A 19786-nucleotide genomic window follows, 5' to 3' on the forward strand; every position below is an offset into this window, starting at 1 on the left:
AGACCTGTGCAAGCCGTTGAAGAAAACAAAGTTTTTCCGGGCCAGGTCTGGCCCCGCGCCTCGCGGTGCCGGCACCGAACCTGCCGACCCGGCAGCTTCTGCCGGCTTGTTTACCCGCGCTTAACCCTGGCGGCCGAATTTCCGGTTCTGCGCGGGGGCGCTTGGAGCAACGCGAACCGGATCATGCGTGTCGAGACTCGCCAGCCGATCCAGAGCGCCGGCGGTGTCGCGTCCGCCCGGAAGCCCGAGGGCGGCGCGGCCTTCAGCCTCGGCGCGGCCCCGTCGTCGACGACGTCTGCCGGCGCGCCGGCCGCCGCCGCGACGCTCGCCGGGCTCGACGCGGTCCTGCTTCTCCAGGCCGAGGCCGACACGCCCCAGGAGCGGCGCCGGCGCTCCGCCCAGCGCGGCCAGGACCTCCTCGACGGCCTCGACCGGCTGAAGGCGGCACTCCTCGGCGGCCGCGTCGCGCCGCAGGATCTGCGCGCCATCGCCGGCCGCCTGAACGAGCGTGCCGGCCTCTCGGGGGATCCCCGGCTCGACGGCCTGATGGCCGAGATCGAACTGCGCGCCGCGGTGGAACTCGCCAAGCTGGAGATGGCCCGGCGCGTCTGACCGGGCTTCCGCACCTGACCCCGGGCGCATCCCGGTACCGCGCCGGGCGAGCGCCCGATCCCGCTACCCCGCCCGCTAAACCGCCCGCTAAACCGCCCGCCGCTTCGGACCCGTCGGCAGCATCTGCGGCTCGCCCGGTCCGGTCTCGACGCCGAGATCCGGCACCGCGATGATCGGTGCGCCGCGCAGGTCCTTGCGGGTGACGATGGCGCCGCGCTCCTCGAGATAGGCCAGCATCCGCCGCGCCCGGCCGCCCGAGCTGGTGCCGTAGGCCTCGGCCAGCACGGTGTCGGTGGGGCAGGGGGCGCCCTCGATGGCAGCCCGCGCGACCACGAGGAACAGGCCGGCGAGGTCGTCCGGCAGGCCGGCCGCGATCGCCTGGGCCTGCTCCCAGCCGGAATTGTCCGCGACCGCGCCGCCGGCCTCGGCCCGCGCGACCGCGAGGCGCCGCTTGAACTCGGGCAGACCCATCGTGTCGCCGCGCAGGCGCCGGATCCGGCAGCGGACCGTGAAGTCCTGGTAGAGCGTGGCGGGAGTGCAGGCGGCGGCGTCGGCATCCGCCAGCACGGAGGCCAGCACCTCGGCGAGCGCCGCCTCGCGGGCCTCCGGGTCCATGGGTTCCTCCTCCACCTCCTCCGCCGGAGCCGGCGGACGGTAATTGGCGAGCTGGACGAGCACGTCTGGCGCCGGCGCGGGGCGCGGCTTCGGCCGCGGCGCCAGCGGCGCGACGATCTCGGCGGGGCTCGCTGTGAGGATCAGCGCGCGGGCATCCTCCAGGGCGTCGGGCAGGGGCACGAGGACCGGCGAGGAACTCCGGCTCACGGTCTGGGTCGGCCCGACCGCGATGGTGAGCGGGCGCCGGGACAGGGCCGGCCCCAGGGCCACGAAATGCCCGCGCGGCAGGTCGCGGAACGTCTCGGCCTGCCGGCGCTCCAGCCCGAGGAGGTCGGCGGCGCGTGCCATGTCGATGTCGAGGAAGGTCCGGCCCATCAGGAAGTTCGAGGCCTCGGCCGCGACGTTCTTGGCGAGCTTGGCGAGGCGCTGCGTGGCGATGATGCCGGCGAGCCCGCGCTTGCGGCCGCGGCACATGAGGTTGGTCAACGCGCCGAGCGACAGGCGCCTGGCCTCGTCCGAGGCCTCGCCGGCGGCCGCGGGCGCGAAGAGCTGCGCCTCGTCCACGGCCACCAGCATCGGGTACCAATGGTCGCGGTCGGCGTCGAACAGGCCGCCCAGGAAGGCGGCGGCGGCCCGCATCTGGCCGTCGGCGTCGAGATTCTCGAGCGACAGCACCACCGAGACCCGGTGGGTCCGCACCCGGGCGGCGATCCGCTGCAGGGCGACGTCGTCGCCGTCGGCCTCCACCACGACGTGGCCGTAGCGGTCGGCGAGGCTGGCGAAGTCGCCCTCCGGATCGATGATCGCCTGCTGCACGAGGCCGGCGCTCTGCTCGAGCAGCCGCCGCAGCAGGTGCGATTTGCCGGATCCGGAATTGCCCTGGACCAGGAGCCGCGTGGCGAGCAGTTCGGTCAGGTCGAGGAGCGCGGGGCGCTCGCCGGTCAGGCCGAGATCGATGTCGGAACGCATGGGGCCTCATAGCACGGCTTGGCGGGTCCGGGTGTGCCGCCGCGGCGCTGTCCACGCTTCCCGCATGTGGGCCGCGTGTGTGCCGCATGCGGGCGTCGGTCCGAGGCGTGGCTCCGCCGCCGGTGCGCGATCGGGCCGTCAACCCCCTTGCGGGAGCCCCGGGCCCCGCTCTTCCGCCCTGGACCCTGGCATGTCGGCCCTGTAGGCCCACGGCCCTCCTCTCCATTCCCGGACCCACGACACGATGGCGGCCTGCGGCCTCGATTTCGGCACGTCGAACACCACGCTCGGGCATCTTGGCCCGGACGGCCCGACGCTGCTGCCCCTGGAGGGCGCGCACCGGACAATCCCGAGCGCGATCTTCTTCGAGCTCGGACGGGAGCCGATCATCGGCCGGGCCGCCACGGCGGCCTATGTCGAGGGCCGGTCCGGCCGGCTGATGCGCGGGCTGAAATCCGTGCTCGGCACGCCGCTCATGGAGGAGGCGACCCCGGTCGGCCGCCAGCGGCTGCGCCTGCGCGACGTCATCGCCCGCTACCTCACCGCCGTGAAGGCGCGGGCGGAGGCCGCCAGCGGCCAGAGCCTCGACACGGTGGTCCACGGCCGCCCGGTCCACTTCGTCGACGGCGACCCGGAGGCGGATCGCCGCGCGGAGGACACGCTGCGCGACATCGCCCGCGACGTCGGCTTCCGGGAGGTCTCGTTCCAGTACGAGCCGATCGCCGCGGCGCTCGACTACGAGCGCCAGGTCCGCGCGGAGGAGATCGCCCTCGTCGCCGACATCGGCGGCGGCACCTCGGACTTCTCCATCGTGCGCCTCGCGCCGGAGCGGCGGAGGCGGCCGGACCGGGCCGGCGACATCCTGGCCAACGACGGGGTGCGGATCGGCGGCACCGATTTCGACCGACAGCTCAGCCTCGGAACGGTGATGCCGCTCCTGGGCCTCGGAAGCCCGATGCGCCGCGGCGACCTCGCGGTGCCGAACGCCTACTACCACGACCTCGCCACGTGGTCGGCGATCAACCGCCTCTACAATCAGAAGACCCTGCGCGAGATCGACGAGGTCATCCGCGACGGCGCCCGGCCCGACCTGCTCGTGCGGCTGCGCGAGGCGGTGGAGGGCGAGCGCGGTCACGCCCTGGCCGGGGCAGTGGAGAGCGCCAAGATCGCGGCGTCCGAACAGGACGCGACCCTGCTCGACCTCGGCCTCCTGGAGCCCGGGCTCGCGGTCCCGGTGGATCGCGCGACCCTGTCCGCCCAGACGGGGGACCTCGCCCGCGCCGTCGCGGCCCGGATCGCGCGCTGCCTCGCGCAGGCGGAACTGACGGCCGACCGGGTCGACGCCCTGTTCCTCACCGGCGGCTCCACCGGCCTGCCGCACCTGCGCGCCGCGCTGACGGCCGCGCTGCCGGCCGCCCGGGTGGTGGAGGGCGACACGTTCGGCTCGGTGGGGCTGGGCCTGACCATCGAGGCGGCCAGCCGCGGAGCGTGAGGCCGCGCCCGGCCGGGCGCGTCGCCTCTGCGGCGATTGACGGGCCGGCCTTGATCCTCGACAAGGCGGTCCCTCCCGCTCGGAGACAACGGCGGCCCATCCGGGCTCCTCCGCGCCGCCTCGCCCGATGCTGTTCAACTCCTTCGTCTTCCTCCTCGCCTTCCTGCCGGCCGCGCTGATCCTGCACGGGCTGGTGGCGCGCGCCGCGCCCGCGTGGCGGCTGCCGCTCCTCGTCGCCCTGTCCTTCGTGTTCTATGGCTGGTGGGACGTCCGGTTCGTGCCGCTGCTGGCCGGCTCGATCCTGGCGAACTGGTGCGTGGCGCGCGCCTACCGCCGGTGGCCCGGCCGCTGGCTGATCCCGACGGCGATCGCCGCCAACCTCGCGCTGCTCGGCGTGTTCAAGTACCTCGACTTCGCGGCCGACCTCGCCAACCTGATCCCCGGCCTGGAGGCGCAGCGGCTCGGCCTCGCCCTGCCGCTCGGCATCTCGTTCTTCACCTTCCACCACATCATGTATCTCGCCGACCTGCGGGCCGGCCGGGCGCCGGGCTTCGGGCTCGTGAAATACGCCCTCTACATCGCGTTCTTCCCGCAGGTTCTCGCCGGCCCGCTCGTGCGCTGGAGCGAGATCATGCACCAGTTCGACGAGGCGCCCTACGCGCGGCCCGACGCCGCCGAGCGCTTCGCCCGCGGGTTGATGCTGCTGACCGTCGGCCTCGCCAAGAAGGTGTTCCTCGGCGATCCGCTCGCGGAATACGTGAACCCGGTGTTCCAGGCCGCCGCCGCCGGCAAGGCCGTCACGGTGGTCGAGGCGTGGCAGGCGACGCTCGGCTTCACGTTCCAGATCTACTTCGACTTCTCCGGCTACACCGACATGGCGCTGGGCATCGCGCTGCTGTTCGGCCTCGTCCTGCCGCAGAACTTCGACGCGCCCTACCGCGCCACGTCGCTCCGCGACTTCTGGCGGCGCTGGCACATGACCCTGTCGCGCTTCCTGCGCGACTACCTCTACATCCCGATGGGCGGGAACCGCCGCGGGCTGCCGCGGCAGGTCGGGGCGCTCGTCGCCACGATGACGCTCGGCGGCCTCTGGCACGGGGCCGGCCTGACCTTCCTCGCCTGGGGGGCGCTGCACGGGATCGGCCTCGGGGCCGGTGTCCTGGCGCGCCGGGCCCGGATCGCGATCCCCGCGCCGCTGGGCTGGGCGCTCACCAGCCTGTTCGTCGTGCTGACCTGGGTTCTGTTCCGCGCGACGAGCTTCGAGGCGGCCCTCGCGATCTTCAAAGGACTCTTCGGGCTCGCGCCGAGGGGCTCCGGCTTCAAGTGGCGCACCATCGCCATCGCCGCCCTGGTCGCGACGGTCGGGCCCACCGCCTGGAACGCGGTGCACCGGCTGCCGCCGCGCCGCCTCCTCGCCTTCGGCTTCGCGCTGCTGTTCGTGCTCGTCCTGCTGAAGATCGGCGACGATGCGAACTACGAGTTCATCTACTTCCAGTTCTGAGGATGGCGCCCGCACCCCCCACGACCGACAGGGACTGGCGCGGCTTCGCCCGCGCCCTGGCCCTGTCGATGGTCGGCCTCTTCGCGGGCTACTTGGCCCTCGCGGTGCTGGTCGACCCCTACGATACCGGCCGCTCGACGCTGCTGTCCCGGGGGGCCGTGCGGCCGCAGGGGCCCCGCACGGCCTCGGCCGTCCGCGGCCGCGATCCGGCCTATGCGGGCGTGGTGATCGGCAACTCGCACATCCAGCTCATCGAGCCGGCGGCACTGACCGGGCTCACCGGCATCCCGTTCCTCCAGCTCTCGGTGCCGGCCACCGGCCCGTCCGAGCAGTTCGCCCTGCTGGGATGGTACCTGCAGCACCACGCCCGCCCCGCCGCGATCGTGCTCTCGGCCGACGCGTTCTGGTGCGCGGACGACCCGTCCTTCCCGAGCGAGCACGGCTTTCCCTACTGGCTCGTGGGGGACTGGCCCGCCTACCTGCGCGGGCTGATCCGCTTCTCGGCCGCGCAGGAGACGGTCAACCGCATCGGCTGGCTCCTGAACCCGCGCAGCAAGACCGCCGCGGCCGACGGCTGGTGGGATTACGAGCGCAACTACCTGAGCCAGGGCTTCGGCGTCGATCCTGCCAAGAAGGCGGCGCTGGAGAAGCCGGTCGGGCCCGAGCCGGAGCCGCGGCACGGCGGGCCGTTCCCGATCGCGGCGCGCCTGCGCGCCGAGCTGACCCGGATCCCGGCGGAGACGCCGGTCGTGGTGGTGTTCCCGCCGGTCTACGCCCGCGGCGAGCCGCCGCCCGGCAGCCCTCGGGCGCGGGCCGAGGCGGCCTGCCGGGCCGAGGTACGCACCGTGCTGGCGACCCACGCGCTCAGCACGGTGGTCGACTGGCGCGACGGCCGCCCCGCGGCGGCCGATCCCGACCAGTTCTTCGACCAGACCCATTACAGGCTGCCGATCGCTCGGAGCCTGACCACGGAGATCGCAGAAGCGATCGTACGGTTGCGGACCAGATGACAGCGTAAAACATCTGTACCGTGGCCTGTTTGCCGCACGCGGCGATGCAGTGACAGCCAGTTACAGCCCCTGCATCCGTGTGCGTTGTGGCGATGAGGCACCTCGACTATACGGCACCTCACGTTATCGCCGCACACCGGCCATCCCCTGGTGGGCGGTTTACCATCCAGCGAGGGTGACGCATGGCGAAGGTGCAGCTGGAGGACGGCTACGTCCCGTCCGACGACGAGCCCTTCATGAACGACCGGCAGCGCGAATATTTTCGGCGCAAGCTGATGAGCTGGAAGAACGACATCCTGCGCGAGGCGCAGGATACGCTGGTGGCGCTGCAGAGCGAGAACGAGAACCACCCCGACCTCGCCGACCGCGCATCCTCCGAGACGGACCGGGCGATCGAGCTGCGGGCCCGGGACCGCCAACGCAAGCTCACCGGCAAGATCGACGCGGCGCTGGCCCGAATCGAGGACGGGTCCTACGGTTTCTGCGAGGAGACCGGCGAGCCGATCTCCCTGCGCCGCCTCGACGCGCGCCCGATCGCCACTCTGTCCCTCGAGGCGCAGGAGCGGCACGAGCGCCGCGAGCGGGTCTACCGCGACGACTGACCGGGTCCGGCCCGCGCGCCGGATCCCGCGCAGCGCCGGCGCGGCGCCTACTGAGTCAGCCGCAGCGCGCCGATGCTGGCCTGGATCGACTTGAAGGCCTTGATCAGGTCATCGGACGAGTTGGCGAGGTAGAACTGGTCCGGCGACGAGGCGCAGTTCCGCAACAGCGTCTGCCCGGCAGAATCGATCGGATCCGTCGGGATGCTGAAGCCGATCGTGTAGATCGAGATATTGACGGCCTTCGTGTTCGCGCATGCCTCGGCGGTGAGCGCGTCGAGCGCCTTCCGCGCCGTATTGCTGTCGGCGATATTGGTGTTCTGGTATGCCGTCGTCAGGCGCGGATTCGGCGTCGTGCCGTTGGCGTTCTTGAAGTACCCGGCCGCGAAGTAGAGTGAGCCGGTCGGCGCGCTGGAATTGGTGCCCCAGCTGTTCGTGCCGTCGGTCATCAGGATGATGATCTTGTTGATGGTCGTCGCGTTCGAGCTGTTCGCGCTCGACGCGTAGGGTTGGCCGTCCGCGAAGACGCTGTTGGGCGAGAGCGTGCGCCAGCCCCACATGAAACCCTCGTGGATGTTCGTCGATCCGGACGGCGCCATCTTGCTGATAAGGGTCTTCAACGCGTTCGTGTCGCTGGTCAGCCTCTGGAGCGGCTGGGTCGTGCACCCGAAATTCGGACCGTTCGGGATGCCGAGCGGGGCGCCGGAGGCCGCATCCTTGGGCGTGATGTACTTGCAGGCCTGCCCGAGCGCGGTGTTGTAGGTGCTGCTGTTCCGGCATGTCGGGCCGGTCTCGTCGTCGATGTAGCTGTTGTAGCTGTAGGCCGTCGCCCGCGAGGCGCCGACCGGGAACGACGCGCCGCCCGAGGTGCCGTCACCCGGCTCGTCGGGCGCGAGCAGCGGCACGTAGAAGGAATCCTTGGTCGTGGGCGCTCCGTCCTGGACGTTGAAGGGGTAGGGGAGCGCCTCGAGGCAGCCGGCCCATCCCCAGTTCCGGTTCGCCGCCTGCAGCTTCGCGAAAATGTCGAAGCGGTTCTTGAACGGCGCCGGATTCGACTGGACGATGTTCGTCCAGTGGTAGCTGGAGAGGCCGTTCTGATCGATCCAGCTCGCGTAGCGGTAGGCGGACGGATCGACCGCCACGGCGGCGGCGAAGGGCACGATCGCGACCTTGGTCGCGCTGGAGAAGGCCGGGCTGGTGTAGACGTAGTTGACGAAGTCGGTCGCGGCCGTCTGGACGGCCTGGAGCTTCGACTGTCCCCCGCTCGAGGCGGCCATCGAGCCCGTGTTGTCGAGCACGAGCGCGATCTCGAAAGTCTTCGGCAGCGGCGTGGCGCATTGCGAGACGGCGCCCGGGTTGATGCGCTGGGTGCCGGTCAGCCCGCCGAAGAAGGTCGTCGATTGCTTGTGAGCGGTCAGCGTGATCTTGCGCGGGCTGCTGGTGATGGCCAGCCGGTCGACCACGAGGCTCGCCGCCCCCATGGCACCGGTCATCGTCGTCTGCGCCAGGGCGTTGAGTTCGGTCTCGGACGTCGTCAGCGGTGTCTGGCAGAGCAGCAGCGCCGTGGCGTCGGCCGCGGCCTGGAGCTTCGTCTCCAGCCGCGTGGCGAAGCCGTAGTCGATCGCCGCGCCGCCGACCATCACCATCGGCACGCTGAGGAACGCGAACAGCAGGGCGACGTTGCCGCCGCGGTCGCGCAGGACATCGCGGCGCCGCTCGGGGCGGCCGTCAGGTTTTGCGGACGATCTTCGTGCCATCGCAGTTCGATTGTTTGTCGTCCGGCAGGACGACTTCCGTGTAGGTGCTGGTGCCGTAGGCTTGGCCGCCGCGGGTCGGCCACGGCGCGCTGCTGGTGAACGTGATCGTGTTGCTCACGCCTTTGGCGAGCTTGACCAGCGCGCTCCCGATCATCGGCGTGTAGCTGATGCTGACCTCAGCCAGGACGTAGCGCATGCCCGGCATCCGGTAGCCGTCCGGCACGGTCAGGCTGGGCGCGGGGCCGGGGCTCCGCGCGGTCCCGTTGGTGTTGGCGACGCTCGAGCAGACCACCGGAGGACCGCTCGGGTCCTTCGCGTCGGTGCCCATCGCGCTGACCACGATCTTGACCTTCGACGTGTCGAACGGGCGCATCACCGCCGTGGCGGAGGCGAGGATGTCGTTCATCACGGTGGTGCTGATCGGGTTCTGTGTGTCGCCCTGCGCCGTCAGGTCCGCCACGGTGCGGCCGAGCTGCGTCAGCTTGCGCCACTCGTCGATGGCGTGCGTCACCTCGGTCATGCCCGCCCAGATCGCGAGCAGGATCGGCAGGATGACGGCGAACTCGACGGCCGCGCCGCCGCGCCTGTCGTGCCGGAGCCGCGCCGCCCGCCGGGTCAGGACGGCGAGGACGGGCACGGGCTCGCTCCGACGATCTGATAGGGCTCGGTGCGGAACACCGCCGTGGAGGTCAGCAGGCTCGATCCCTCCGCGGAGCCGCTGGTGAACTGCTTCGTATTGAGGCCCATCAGATTGAAGAAGGTCGGGAACGGCACGGCCGCTGTGACGATCACGATCGTCCCGGGCGAAGCGCATTTGTAGTTGGAGCCGAAACTCGTGCTCCACGTGCCCGTGGCGGTGTCGATCGGCTTGGTCGCAGTCGCGCTCGCGAAGCTGCTCGAGGTCGCGACGTCGATCTTGACGTTCTGGCAGTTGAAGACGGTGGGCACGGGGCTGACGGCCGATCCGCACATCCTAGCCTTCAGGGTCGCGAGCACGGTCGCCGGATTGGTCTGGCCGGCGGTGTCGAGCTGGAACTGGCCGGTGAAGATCGTCCGGACCGCGTTCTGGAGCGCGCGATCGAAATTCTGCGTCGCCCACATCTGGAACACGATCTGGATGATCGCGCCGCACAGCGCCAGGAAGGGCAGGGCCACCAGGGCGAACTCCACCGCGGCCGCGCCCCCGGTGTCGCGCCCGAGGCGCGCGAGGAGGCAACCTGGCGTCACTCTGACCTGCGTTCCTACAAGTCCTCGGCTGTTCATATGCGAGCAGATCAGTCGGAAGTAGCCATCTCATCCGATGTGACGCCAAGCTTTTGCGAAACTCTTAATCCGATCGACTAGACCAGGGTTATCAAACAGCCGCTACTTTTGGTTGTAATAGCGCCGTCGTGTCGGCGACGCGCTGTTGACGCACCGCCTGCGCGCGCCAGTTCCCCGCGCGCAGGCCTGCCGGAGAACCCCATGAGATCCCCCCTGATCGCGCTCGTGGTCGGCGCGGTGGCGCTCGCGCTCGCCGCCTGCGATGCCACGAAGCCCGGACCGGCCGGACCTCCAGGGGCGAAGGGTGATCGGGGACCGGCGGGGCCGGCCGGGCCGGCGGGGGTGAACGGCGCCACCGGCGCCCGCGGCCCCGCGGGCGACCCGGGCCCGGCCGGACCAGCCGGGCCACCGGGACCGTCCCTGAACAGCCAGGTGCGCCTCGACGTGGCGTGCCGCCGTGACGAGGAATTGATTGGCGCTTACTGCCGAGGCATGGCGGTTGTGCCGTCGGTGACCGTCACGGACGGCGTGTCCACGGTCGGCTGCCTCGACATGACCGCCAAGGCCGCCAAGGATGCCCAGCCCGTCGCGGTCTGCATGAAGAAGCCATGAGACTCGCCGTCCCCGCACTCTTGGTCGCGCTGGTGTCCGGCCCGGCCTGCGCGCAATCCTTCGTGCCCACGGAACGGGCGGCGATTGACCTCGTGCGCGACCGGCGCACCGCCGGCTTCACCACGGTGGCGCGGACGCTGGCCTATGCCGAGCGCGCGACCGGCGGCGCCTTCCGTCTCGGCGGCTACCGGGTCGATTACCGCCCGGACGTCCCCTTCGCCCGGGTGCGGATCTGCTATCGCCTCGGGATCGACCCGCCGACCTGCGGCCTCGCTTACCGCGTCGCGGTCAATCCCGCCCATGTCGAGCCGGCCGACCGCTACAATGGGCTGACGCGCGACCTGGAGCACGGCCCGCAGGCCTTCCTCCGGGCACTCGCCCGGGAGACCGACCTCCAGCGCCAGCCGGACGTCCTGCGGAAGGTCGAGGCCGCGCTCGAGCCCTACAACCCCTACGACTGGCGCTGAGGGAGGCGGCTCTCAGAGCAGCCGCGGCCAGCGCAGGAGCCGCTCCGGCGCGAAGGCCGCGACCGGCACGGCCGGTTCCCGGCCGGTGGCGAGGTCGGCGACGATTTCGCCGGTGATCGGGCCGGTGGACAGGCCGATATGGCCGTGGCCGAAGGCGAAGAGCAGGCCGTCGTGCCGGGGGGCGCGGCCGATCACCGGCATCCCGTCGGGGGTCGACGGCCGGGAGCCGAGCCACGGCGCGTTGTCCAGCGGGCCGCCGAGCCGAAGGGTGGAGGCCGCCTCCCGGGACGCCGCATCGATCTGGGTGTGGTCGGGCGCGGCGGCGCGCGCGTTGAGCTCGACGCCGGACAGGACCCGGACCCGGTGCTCGCCCATCGGCGACAGGATCGACCCCGCGCCCGTGTCGAGGATCGGCCGGGTCAGCGGCGCGCTGTCCGGATGCAGGGCGTAGTGGCGGTGGTAGCCGCGTTCGGCCGCAACGGCGAAACGGTAGCCCAGGGTCCGGGCGATCGCCCCGGACGCGGCGCCGGCCGCGAGGATCACCTGTCGGCCCCGCACCGCGCCGCCGTCGTGATCGACGCGCCAGCCGTCCGCCTGGGGCTCCAGCCGGGCGACGCTGCCCCGCAGGCGGCGGCCGCCGAGACCGGTGAACAGGGCCTCGCACGCCTCGATGAGCCGGCCGGGCTCGCGGACCGATCCCGTCTCGGTGAGCAGCATGGCCCGCGCGTAGGGCCGCACCAGCGCCGGCTCGAGCGCGCGCAGCGCCGCGGTGTCGAGGATGTCGAAGGCGACCCCGTGTCCGGCCAGGATCTCGCGCTCGAGGGCGGCGGACGCGAAGGCCGCTTCGGTGCGGTAGGCCTTGATCCAACCCGTCCGCTGTAGCCGGTCGCCGGTCCCGGCCCGGGCCGCCAGCCGCTCGTGGGCCGGATAGGCGGCGCTGGTCAGCGGCAGCAGCGCCTCCGCGGCGCGGCGCCAGCGCGAGGCGCGCGCGGCGGCGAGGAAGTGCGCCGTGTAGGGCACGATCCGCGGGAGATGCCCGTAGTGCAGCCGCAGGCCGCGATCGGCGTTGCGCAGGTAGGCCGGGAGCTTGCCCCACAGGGCCGGGCTCGACATCGGCAGGATCGAGCCGCGGCTGACCACGCCGGCATTGCCGTAGGAGGTCCGGGCCCGCGCCTCGCCGGGATCCAGCAGCACCACGTCGAGCCCGCGGTCCCTCAGCGCGATGGCGCTGGCGAGGCCGACCATCCCGCCGCCGACCACCACGATGTCGGCCGTCTCGTCCGTCGCCATGCCGCTCACATCCTGCACCGCACCACGCGCGCCCTTCTGCCGGGTTTCCCGCGTCCTGGGTAGCGGGCGCCGCGGGGCGGCGCATCGGGCCGGTGTGATCGCGAAGTCCCGCGCACATTCCCGCGCAGATCGGCTAGAGAGCGGGCCATGACTCTCGTCCGCTTCGCACCCTCGCCGACCGGGTATCTCCATATCGGCAACGCCCGGCCGGCCCTGCTCAACGCCCTGTTCGCCCGCCGGGCCGGCGGCCGCTTCCTGCTGCGCCTCGACGACACCGACGCGGAGCGCTCGACGGAGGCCTTCGCCGAGGCGATCGGCGAGGATCTCGCGTGGCTCGGCATCCTGCCCGACCTGTTCGCCCGGCAGAGCGACCGCACGGCGCAGCACGACGCCGCCGCCGACCGCCTGCGCGCAGCGGGAAGGCTCTACCCCTGCTACGAGACGCCGGAGGAGCTGGAGCGCCGCCGCAGGCGTCAGCTCGGCCGTGGCCAGCCGCCGATCTACGACCGGGCGGCGCTGCGGCTGACCGCCGAGGAGCGGGCGGCGCTGGAGGCCGAGGGCCGCCGGCCGCACTGGCGGTTCCTGCTCGAGGCGCGCACCGTCGGCTGGGACGACCTCGTCCGCGGGCCCGCCCATGTCGACTGCGCGTCCCTGTCGGACCCGGTGCTGATCCGCGCCGACGGCAGCTACCTCTACACGCTGCCGTCGGTGGTGGACGACGCCGGTCTCGGGATCACCCACGTCATCCGCGGCGAGGACCACGTCACCAACACCGGCGTGCAGGTGCAGATCTTCGAGGCCCTGGGCGCGCCCGTCCCGGTCTTCGGCCACCACAACCTGCTGACGACGGCCGACGGGGAGGGGCTGTCGAAGCGCCTCGGCCACCTGTCGCTGCGCGGCCTGCGCGAGGCCGGCTACGAGCCCGCGGCGGTGCGCTCGCTGGCGGTGCTCACCGGCTCGGCCGAATCGGTGCGGGCGGTGCCAGACCTCGACACCCTCGCGGGCCTCGTCGATCTCGGCGAGATCTCGCGGGCGCCGGCCCGGTTCGACCCGGCGGAGCTCGACGGCCTCAACGCCCGCTTGGTCCACGCCATGCCGTACGCGGAGGCGGCCGCGCGCCTCGCGGCTCTGGGGATCCCAGAGGACCGGGCAGAGGCCTTCTGGCTCGCGGTGCGGGCCAATCTCGGGCGCGTCGCGGAGGCGGCCGACTGGTGGCGGGTCGTGGCCGGTCCCGTCGAGCCGGTGCTCACCGAGCCCGCCGTGATCGCGGCCGCCCGCGAGACCCTGCCGCCCGAGCCGTTCGGCCCGGAGACCTGGAAGGCGTGGACGACCGAGATCCGGACCCGCACCGGGGCCAAGGGCCGCGGCCTGTTCATGCCGCTCCGGCTCGCCCTCACCGGCCTGGAGCACGGGCCGGACCTCGCCGGCCTGCTGCCGCTGATCGGGCGGGAGCGGGCGGCGCGCCGGCTCTCCGGCGCGGCCGCCTGAGCGATCAGCGGCCGGGCTTCGGGCGCGCCTCGATCAGCGCGGCGTCGAGCAGGAAGCTGCCGTTGGCCTCGATGGCGAAATGCGCCGCGACTTCCGCGGGCGCGGTGACCTGCAGCGCCCGGATCGCTGCGACGTGGGTCTCCGGCGTCCGCATCCGGGCGATCCAGCTCGCGAACTCCATGCGCGGCCGGCTCGGCGTCGCGTCGCCGGGCGCGAATCCGGCCGCCTCCAGCAGGGCCCGCCATTCCGAGACCCGGTAGTCGCGCACGTGCGAGGGGTCGCGCAGCAGCTCCAGCGCCTGTAGGTGCGTGTCCAGCAGCGGATCCTCGGGCGCGACGATGTCGCTGACGATGAGGAACCCGTCCGCCCGCAGCACTCGTCGCGCTTCCGCCAGGGCCGCCGGCACGTCGCGCCAGTGGTGGGCGCTGTAGCGGGTCAGGACGGCGTCGAAGCTCGCGTCGGGGAAGGGCAGGGCCTCGGCGCCGCCCTGCCGGGTCTCGATCCGGTCGAGCCCCCGCCGGGCCGCCTCGGCTGATACGGCCGCCAGCATGTCGGCCGACAGGTCGTAGGCCGTGACGGCGGCGCCAGCGGCGGCCGCCGCGAAGGCGACGTGCCCGCCGCCGCAGCCGAGGTCGAGCACCCGCAGGCCCGGTCGCGCGCGGACCCGCTCGCCGATCCGGTCGAGATCGGCGCCGGCGGCGTGCACGGCGCTGGTCACGTAGGCGGAGGCCTGCGCGCCGAACTGGTCGACGACGTGTCGGGCGTGGCTGCGGGCGTTCATCGGCGGATCTCCCGGATCAGGTCGCGAGCGGCTTCAGGCGGGACAGCCGCAGGGCAATCATCAGCGCCAGACCGTACAGCCCGCCCACGAACAGCACCACGCCGTTCCACCCGGAATGGGCGAAGAACCAGCCGCCCGCGGTCCCGAGGACCGACGAGCCCAGATAGTAGAGGCCGAGATAGATCGCCGAGGCCTGGGCCCTGTCGCGCAGCGCCCGCCGCCCGACCCAGCTGCTCGCGACCGCGTGGGCGCCGAAGAAGCCTACCGTCGTCACTACGATGCCGGCCAGGATCAGCAGCAGGCGGTCCGAGAGCGTCATCACGATGCCGGCCAGGCCGACGGCGGTGGCGACCCAGAGGACACGGCGGCGGCCGAAGCGGCTCGCCAGCTCGCCGGTGACAGGGCTGCTGACCATACCGGCGAGGTAGACCGAGAAGATCATCCCGATCACCGCCTGGCTCAGCGCGTAGGGCGGGTCCAGCAGGCGGAAGCCGATGTAATTGTAGATGCAGACGAAGCCGCCCATCAGCAGGAACGCCTCGGCGAAGAGCCAGGGCAGGCCGGCGTCGCGGAAATGGTGGGCGAAGCTGCCCGGGACTTCCGCCCAGGCCAGCCGGCGCGGCACGAAGCGGCGCGAGGGCGGCAGCCAGCGCCAGAACGCCAGCGCGGCGGCGAGCGCGAGGCCGCCGATCACCGCGAGCCCGGCGCGCCAGCTGACAAAGTCCGCCATCACGCCGCTGATCAGGCGGCCCGACATGCCGCCCAGCGCGTTGCCGCCGACGAGCAGGCCCATCGACAGGCCGATGGCCTTGGCGTCCATCTCCTCGGCGAGATAGGCCATGGCGACGGCCGGGAGTCCGCTGGCCGTCAGCCCGGTGAGCGCGCGCAGCGCCAGGAAGCCGTACCAGCCGGGGACCAGGGCGGCCACGACCGTGAGCACCGCCGAGGCGACCAGCGAGGCCAGCATCACCGGCTTGCGCCCCCAGATCTCCGAGAGCGGGCTGACGACGAGCAGCGCCACCGCCAGCAGCCCGCAGGGCAGCGACAGGGCGAGGCTGCTCGCAGCCGGCGAGACGCCGAAATCCTCCGCGTAGATCGGCAGGAGCGGCTGGACCGCGTAGAGCACCGCGAAGGTCGAGAAGCCGGCCGCCGCCAGGGCCAGAGCCGTGCGGCGGAAGACCGGTGTGCCCGACCGGATGAGCCCGTCCTCCGCCTCGCTGTTCATGACCGTCCCGCGCCGCTGTCCTCAACCGGTGGAGAGGCGCTGTGGCCGCACGGTCAACTGCCGCACGGTCAACTGCCGCGCGGGACAGGCCCGCGCGGCGGCCGCCCTAGCGCGGCGGCGGAGGCGGCGGAGGCGCTGCCTGGCCCTGCCCCTGACCTTGCCCCTGCTGCAGCAGCGGCGTGATCCGCTGGACGACGACGCGGCGGTTCTCCCGCGACGGGCCCTGCGTGTTCACTTTCAGGTACTGCTCGCCGTAGCCCTGGGTGGTCAGGTTCTCCGGCGGCACGCGGAACTGCTCGGTCAGCACGGTCGCCACCGACTGGGCGCGCCGGTCCGACAGCGACAGGTTGTCGAGCGCGGAGCCGACGGCGTCGGTGAAGCCCTCGATCAGGAACACCTCCCGCGGGTTGGCCTGGATGGCGCGGTTCATCGCGCCGGCGATCACCGACAGCTTGGCTGCCTGATCGGGCGTGACGGTGAACGAGCCGGTGTCGAAGGTGATCGTGTTGATATCGACCGAGCGAAGGCGGGCGCGCAGGTCCGGGCTGTATCGGATCTGGTCCAGCGTGTACCGGCGGTCGACCTGCACCACGGGGGGCGCCGTCAGCGCCTCGTAGACCTCCGCCTCGTCGGCCTGGGCGTAATCCACGATGTAGCGGTCCCGCGGGATGCGGATCTCCGGCGGCGGCAGCACCACAACGTCCTCGTAGATCGGGCGGAGCGGGCCGGCGTAGCTGTTGTCGATCAGGACGAGCTCGCGGCCGTCGCGGTAGCGGAGGTAGCGGCGCAGCATCCGACCGTCGTCGTTCGTGACGGTGACGATCTGCTCGCCGCCGGGCCGGTCGACGTAGCTGTAGAAGTCCGCACCCTGCCGCTCGAACCGGTAGCCGCGCGGGTCGAGGGTGCGGAAGCGCTCGTTCTCGTCGTGGCGGATCAGGTAGCCGTCGCGGTCCTGCACGATGATGCGGCCCGGCTCCCGGTAATAGGTCCGGCCATCCTCCCGGAACTCGCGCCGGTCTGTGCGGACCTGATCGAAGTCGCGCACGCCGTCGTTCTGGCGGAAACCGCCGGGGACGTAGCCGGGCTGTCCCGGCCGGTTGAAGGCGTTCGGGTCGGCCGGACGGCCCGGGCCGCCCGCGGGCGGCTGTCCCGGCTGTCCCGGCTGTGCCGGCGCCGTCCCGGGCTGCGGGCCGCCGGGCGGCGGGGCCTGTCCGGGGGCGGGCGCCTGGCCCGGCGGCACGAACGGCCGTCCCGGAATCCCGGGGGCCATGTTGGGCGGCACCGGCCGTCCGGGCTCGGCGCCGGGAGCACCGTTGGGCTGGGCCGGCGCCCGTCCCTCGGGCTGGGCTCCCTGCGGCTGGAACGGCCGTCCCGGAACGCCCGGAGCGGCGTTGGGCGCCTGCGGCCGGCCGGGCTCGGCGCCGGGACCGCCATTCGGCTGAGCGCGATTCTCGGGCTGGCGGTTATCGGGCTGCGCGTCTGGGCGCTGGGCCGGCCGACCGGGTGCGCCGGGGGGCGCGTTCGGCGGCTGAGACCGGTCGCCGGGCGCACCCGGACCGCCCGGACGCTGACCCGGCGGTCCGCGATCCGGCGCGGACCGGTCGGGGGCCGCGTCGCGCTGCGCGGGACGGTTCGGCTGGTCGTCGGGACCGGGGCGATCCCGGTCGGGCGCCTGGCGCTGCTGCGGCGGGGCCGGCGGACGCTCCGGCGCGGGCCGCCCCTGGGGCGGCGGAGCCTGATCGCGATCCGGCGCCTGCTGACGCTCGGACCGCCCCGGGCCGGGCCGATCCTGTGGCCCGCGGTCCGGACGGTCCGGCTGCTGATCCCGCCTGTCTTGCTGCCGGTCCTGCTGCCGCTCCGGTTGGCGGTCCTGCCGGTCCGGCGCCGGGGGACGGGCCGCCGGCGGCTCCGGCCGGCGCTCGGGCGCGCGCTCCCGCGGAGGCGGTTCGGCCTGCGGCTGGCGCTGGGCGGGCAGTTCGGGCCGCTCGCGCGGGGGCGGCGGCGCCCGCTCCGGCCGGGGTTCGGGCCGCTCGCGCGCGGCCGGTGGGCCCGGCGGCGGGCCGGGACGCTCCTGCGGCGGCCGCTCGGGGCGCGGGCCGCCGTGTGGGGATTCGCCGCCGCGGGGGCCGCGCTCCTCCGGTCCGCCCTGCGCCACCTGGATCCGGCCCGGCGCGGCGTCTGCGAGCTGCACGAGCGTCAGGCCCGGCAGCACCGTGCCGGTGAGGAGGATCAGGCGGAGCAGGCGCATCGCGGTCTCGTGTCGGTTCAGGCCGAGCCGAACACCGGACGTCGCGTATGGTTCCGCGCCCGTCGGCGCGAAACCGGTCTCAGGGGGTGAGGCGCTGGGGCACCGCGATGACGTCGGGCGCGATGATGCGCACGGCAACGTGATCCGGCTTGGCCTCCGCGGCCTCCGCGGCCTTCGTGCCGTCGGCCGCGGCAGGCTGGACCTTCGCCGCATCGTCGCGGCCGGGTCCCGCGCTTCCCTTCGTGTCGACGCCCGCGCGGCCGGCGGCGTCGGCGGCGAGCTCCGCCGCGGTCCGGTCGGCCCGGCCGACGAGGGTCAGGCGCACCTTCGGCCGGGACAGGGCCTCGGCCTGCATCGGCGTGACGAAGATGTCGCCCTTGTGCCGGACCAGCATGCTCTCGGCCTTCACCAGAGACTGCGCCCAGGACTTGCCCTCCGGCTTGCAGGAGCAGTTCGGCACGAATTCCTTGCGGAATTTGAAGGCGTTGGCGAGGTTTGTGTAGGCGCGGCTGCCCTTCACCGTGGCGGCGTGCTTCAGGGCGTCGTCGCCGTACGGCATGGAATAGGCCTGCGCCTCGGTCCCCGGGCAGAGCGCCTGACACATCTCGTCGGCGCCGCCGCGGCCCTCTGGCAGGTTCTTCATCGGGAAGTAGCCGCCGTCGCAGGTCCGCACGCAGACCATCTGCGGGCCGCCCCGGCCGTAGGCCTCACCGGAGCCGGCATAGGCCTCGCGCGGCGGGCAGGTGGAGGCGACCAGCCCCTGGAGCTCGCGCTTCCGGGCGCCGCTGTCGTCGATCACGGCGCCGCCGTAGGTGGCCTTGAGCGCGCGGATGCGCTGCTCCACCGCGCCGCACTGGGGCGGCCGGGTGTCGAAGAACAGGAACTTGCCGCCCTCGCAGTTCAGGCCGCGGAAATAGGCTTCGAGCCGACCGATCTCGTCGTTGAGCGCGCGCGTCGTGCTGGCGCCGCTCTGGAGCGAGGCCAGCTCCGCCCGGTAGCGCCGGCACTGCGGCGACGGCAGCTGCGGCGCCGGCCGCGCCTCGGCGGGCGCCGGGGCTGGCGCGGCCTCCTGCGCGCTGGCGGAGATGGCGAGCGGAGAGGACAGTCCGAGGGCTATGGCCGCGCTCAGGATGAGGCGGCCGAGCGTACGGACGATCGGGCGGTGAGGCATAGGCTGCATCGCGTTGATCGGGTGCGCGGCGATCCGGAGTATCCGGAGCCCGCGCGCATCCGCGCTTCGGGACGGAAGCGGGGCCATTCTACGCCCCCTCGCAAGACCGCGACACCCCTCCTACATCCGGCCCGCAAGCGTGAGGGGGAATTGACCGGCGATGTTGTTTCGGAGTCTCACCTATGTTGGGCTTCTCGCACTGGGCCTGGCAGCGGCCGGTCCGGCCGCGGCGCAGGAGCCGGACCGGATCTTCGACAAGTCGACGGTCTGGCGCCCGCTGACGCCCAACGACAAGCTCGTGGTCTACGGCGTCGACGATCCGGCGGTCTCGGGCGTGTCGTGCTGGTACACCCAGCCCGAGAAGGGCGGGATCAAGGGTACGCTGGGCCTGGCCGAGGATGTCTCGGACATCTCGCTGGCCTGCCGGCAGACCGGGCCGATCGCCTTCAAGGGCAAGCTCAGCCAGGGCGAGGTGGTGTTCAGCGAGCGCCGGTCGCTGATCTTCAAGTCGATGCAGATCGTCCGCGGCTGCGACGCGAAGCGCAACACGCTGATCTATATGGTCTACTCGGACAAGGTCATTCAGGGCTCGCCGAAGAACTCGACCTCGGCGGTGCCGCTGGCACCCTGGGGCACCGAACCGGCGCAGAAATGCGCTGACTTCATGAAGTGAGCGGCGCCCGGTG

The 19786-nt window shown here is 72.8% G+C and carries 18 protein-coding genes; 9 read left to right on the forward strand and 9 right to left on the reverse strand.

What is annotated here, in order from left to right; genetic code table 11:
- Window positions 1-183: 183 nt before the first annotated feature.
- Entirely contained in the window at window positions 184-612 is a 429-nt protein-coding gene (locus ACLBYB_RS08400) for a flagellar assembly protein FliX (protein WP_020092926.1), read from the forward strand.
- A gap of 87 nt (window positions 613-699) precedes the next feature.
- Here the strand turns inward: ACLBYB_RS08400 and ACLBYB_RS08405 are convergent, their stop codons facing one another.
- The gene (locus ACLBYB_RS08405; RefSeq protein ID WP_447698479.1) at window positions 700-2196 is read right to left on the reverse strand and encodes a helicase HerA domain-containing protein; all 1497 of its coding nucleotides are present in this window, start codon (window positions 2194-2196) and stop codon (window positions 700-702) included.
- Between the two features lie 244 nt (window positions 2197-2440).
- Here ACLBYB_RS08405 and ACLBYB_RS08410 point away from each other — a divergent pair, with 244 nt between their 5' ends.
- The 4 genes from ACLBYB_RS08410 (at window position 2441) to dksA (ending at window position 6801) form a co-directional block, all read left to right on the forward strand.
- On the forward strand, window positions 2441-3688 hold the full coding sequence (locus tag ACLBYB_RS08410) for an Hsp70 family protein (RefSeq protein ID WP_447698480.1): 1248 nt from the start codon (window positions 2441-2443) through the stop codon (window positions 3686-3688).
- A gap of 127 nt (window positions 3689-3815) precedes the next feature.
- A complete protein-coding gene (locus ACLBYB_RS08415) occupies window positions 3816-5189 on the forward strand; it encodes an MBOAT family O-acyltransferase (protein WP_447698481.1) in 1374 nt (457 codons plus the stop codon).
- 2 nt (window positions 5190-5191) lie between these two features.
- Window positions 5192-6199: a hypothetical protein gene (locus tag ACLBYB_RS08420; RefSeq protein WP_447698482.1), complete on the forward strand. Its 1008-nt coding sequence runs from the start codon at window positions 5192-5194 to the stop codon at window positions 6197-6199.
- A 182-nt stretch (window positions 6200-6381) separates the two neighbouring features.
- Window positions 6382-6801: an RNA polymerase-binding protein DksA gene (gene dksA / locus ACLBYB_RS08425; RefSeq protein WP_132366079.1), complete on the forward strand. Its 420-nt coding sequence runs from the start codon at window positions 6382-6384 to the stop codon at window positions 6799-6801.
- 47 nt (window positions 6802-6848) lie between these two features.
- Here the strand turns inward: dksA and ACLBYB_RS08430 are convergent, their stop codons facing one another.
- Genes ACLBYB_RS08430 through ACLBYB_RS08440 form a run of 3 tightly spaced genes read right to left on the reverse strand, consistent with a single transcriptional unit; the run spans window position 6849 to window position 9782 of the window.
- Window positions 6849-8555: a pilus assembly protein TadG-related protein gene (locus tag ACLBYB_RS08430; RefSeq protein WP_354454873.1), complete on the reverse strand. Its 1707-nt coding sequence runs from the start codon at window positions 8553-8555 to the stop codon at window positions 6849-6851.
- The gene (locus tag ACLBYB_RS08435) at window positions 8527-9192 is read right to left on the reverse strand and encodes a TadE/TadG family type IV pilus assembly protein (RefSeq protein WP_100250747.1); all 666 of its coding nucleotides are present in this window, start codon (window positions 9190-9192) and stop codon (window positions 8527-8529) included. The genes ACLBYB_RS08430 and ACLBYB_RS08435 overlap by 29 nt, the downstream gene beginning before the upstream one ends.
- A complete protein-coding gene (locus ACLBYB_RS08440; RefSeq protein ID WP_244603177.1) occupies window positions 9171-9782 on the reverse strand; it encodes a TadE/TadG family type IV pilus assembly protein in 612 nt (203 codons plus the stop codon). The genes ACLBYB_RS08435 and ACLBYB_RS08440 overlap by 22 nt, the downstream gene beginning before the upstream one ends.
- A gap of 237 nt (window positions 9783-10019) precedes the next feature.
- On the opposite strand from ACLBYB_RS08440, the gene ACLBYB_RS08445 reads away from it, so the two are divergent.
- Window positions 10020-10430 (forward strand): hypothetical protein, encoded by a 411-nt coding sequence (locus ACLBYB_RS08445; RefSeq protein WP_354454870.1) that lies wholly within the window; start codon window positions 10020-10022, stop codon window positions 10428-10430.
- On the forward strand, window positions 10427-10897 hold the full coding sequence (locus tag ACLBYB_RS08450) for a hypothetical protein (RefSeq protein ID WP_091678920.1): 471 nt from the start codon (window positions 10427-10429) through the stop codon (window positions 10895-10897). Before ACLBYB_RS08445 ends, ACLBYB_RS08450 begins: the two co-directional genes overlap by 4 nt.
- 12 nt (window positions 10898-10909) lie before the next feature.
- Here ACLBYB_RS08450 and ACLBYB_RS08455 read toward each other — a convergent pair whose 3' ends face one another.
- Window positions 10910-12187, reverse strand: a complete 1278-nt coding sequence (locus tag ACLBYB_RS08455) for an NAD(P)/FAD-dependent oxidoreductase (protein WP_447698483.1) — start codon at window positions 12185-12187, stop codon at window positions 10910-10912.
- 147 nt (window positions 12188-12334) lie between these two features.
- On the opposite strand from ACLBYB_RS08455, the gene ACLBYB_RS08460 reads away from it, so the two are divergent.
- The gene (locus ACLBYB_RS08460; RefSeq protein WP_447698484.1) at window positions 12335-13675 is read left to right on the forward strand and encodes a glutamate--tRNA ligase; all 1341 of its coding nucleotides are present in this window, start codon (window positions 12335-12337) and stop codon (window positions 13673-13675) included.
- 4 nt (window positions 13676-13679) lie between these two features.
- On the opposite strand, the gene ACLBYB_RS08465 is transcribed toward ACLBYB_RS08460, so the two are convergent.
- The 4 genes from ACLBYB_RS08465 to ACLBYB_RS08480 all read right to left on the reverse strand — a co-directional run bounded on the left by ACLBYB_RS08465 (window position 13680) and on the right by ACLBYB_RS08480 (window position 19100).
- Window positions 13680-14456, reverse strand: a complete 777-nt coding sequence (locus tag ACLBYB_RS08465; protein ID WP_447698485.1) for a class I SAM-dependent methyltransferase — start codon at window positions 14454-14456, stop codon at window positions 13680-13682.
- A gap of 16 nt (window positions 14457-14472) precedes the next feature.
- Window positions 14473-15681, reverse strand: a complete 1209-nt coding sequence (locus ACLBYB_RS08470) for an MFS transporter (protein WP_091925134.1) — start codon at window positions 15679-15681, stop codon at window positions 14473-14475.
- A gap of 106 nt (window positions 15682-15787) precedes the next feature.
- Window positions 15788-17929, reverse strand: a complete 2142-nt coding sequence (locus ACLBYB_RS08475) for an OmpA family protein (RefSeq protein ID WP_447698486.1) — start codon at window positions 17927-17929, stop codon at window positions 15788-15790.
- Between the two features lie 79 nt (window positions 17930-18008).
- Window positions 18009-19100 carry a DUF2865 domain-containing protein gene (locus tag ACLBYB_RS08480; protein ID WP_447698487.1) on the reverse strand — a complete coding sequence of 364 codons (1092 nt, stop codon included), beginning with the start codon at window positions 19098-19100 and terminating at the stop codon, window positions 18009-18011.
- A 160-nt stretch (window positions 19101-19260) separates the two neighbouring features.
- On the opposite strand from ACLBYB_RS08480, the gene ACLBYB_RS08485 reads away from it, so the two are divergent.
- The gene (locus ACLBYB_RS08485) at window positions 19261-19773 is read left to right on the forward strand and encodes a CreA family protein (protein ID WP_020092910.1); all 513 of its coding nucleotides are present in this window, start codon (window positions 19261-19263) and stop codon (window positions 19771-19773) included.
- Window positions 19774-19786: the final 13 nt, after the last annotated feature.

This window comes from Methylobacterium sp. D54C (genome assembly GCF_053345595.1).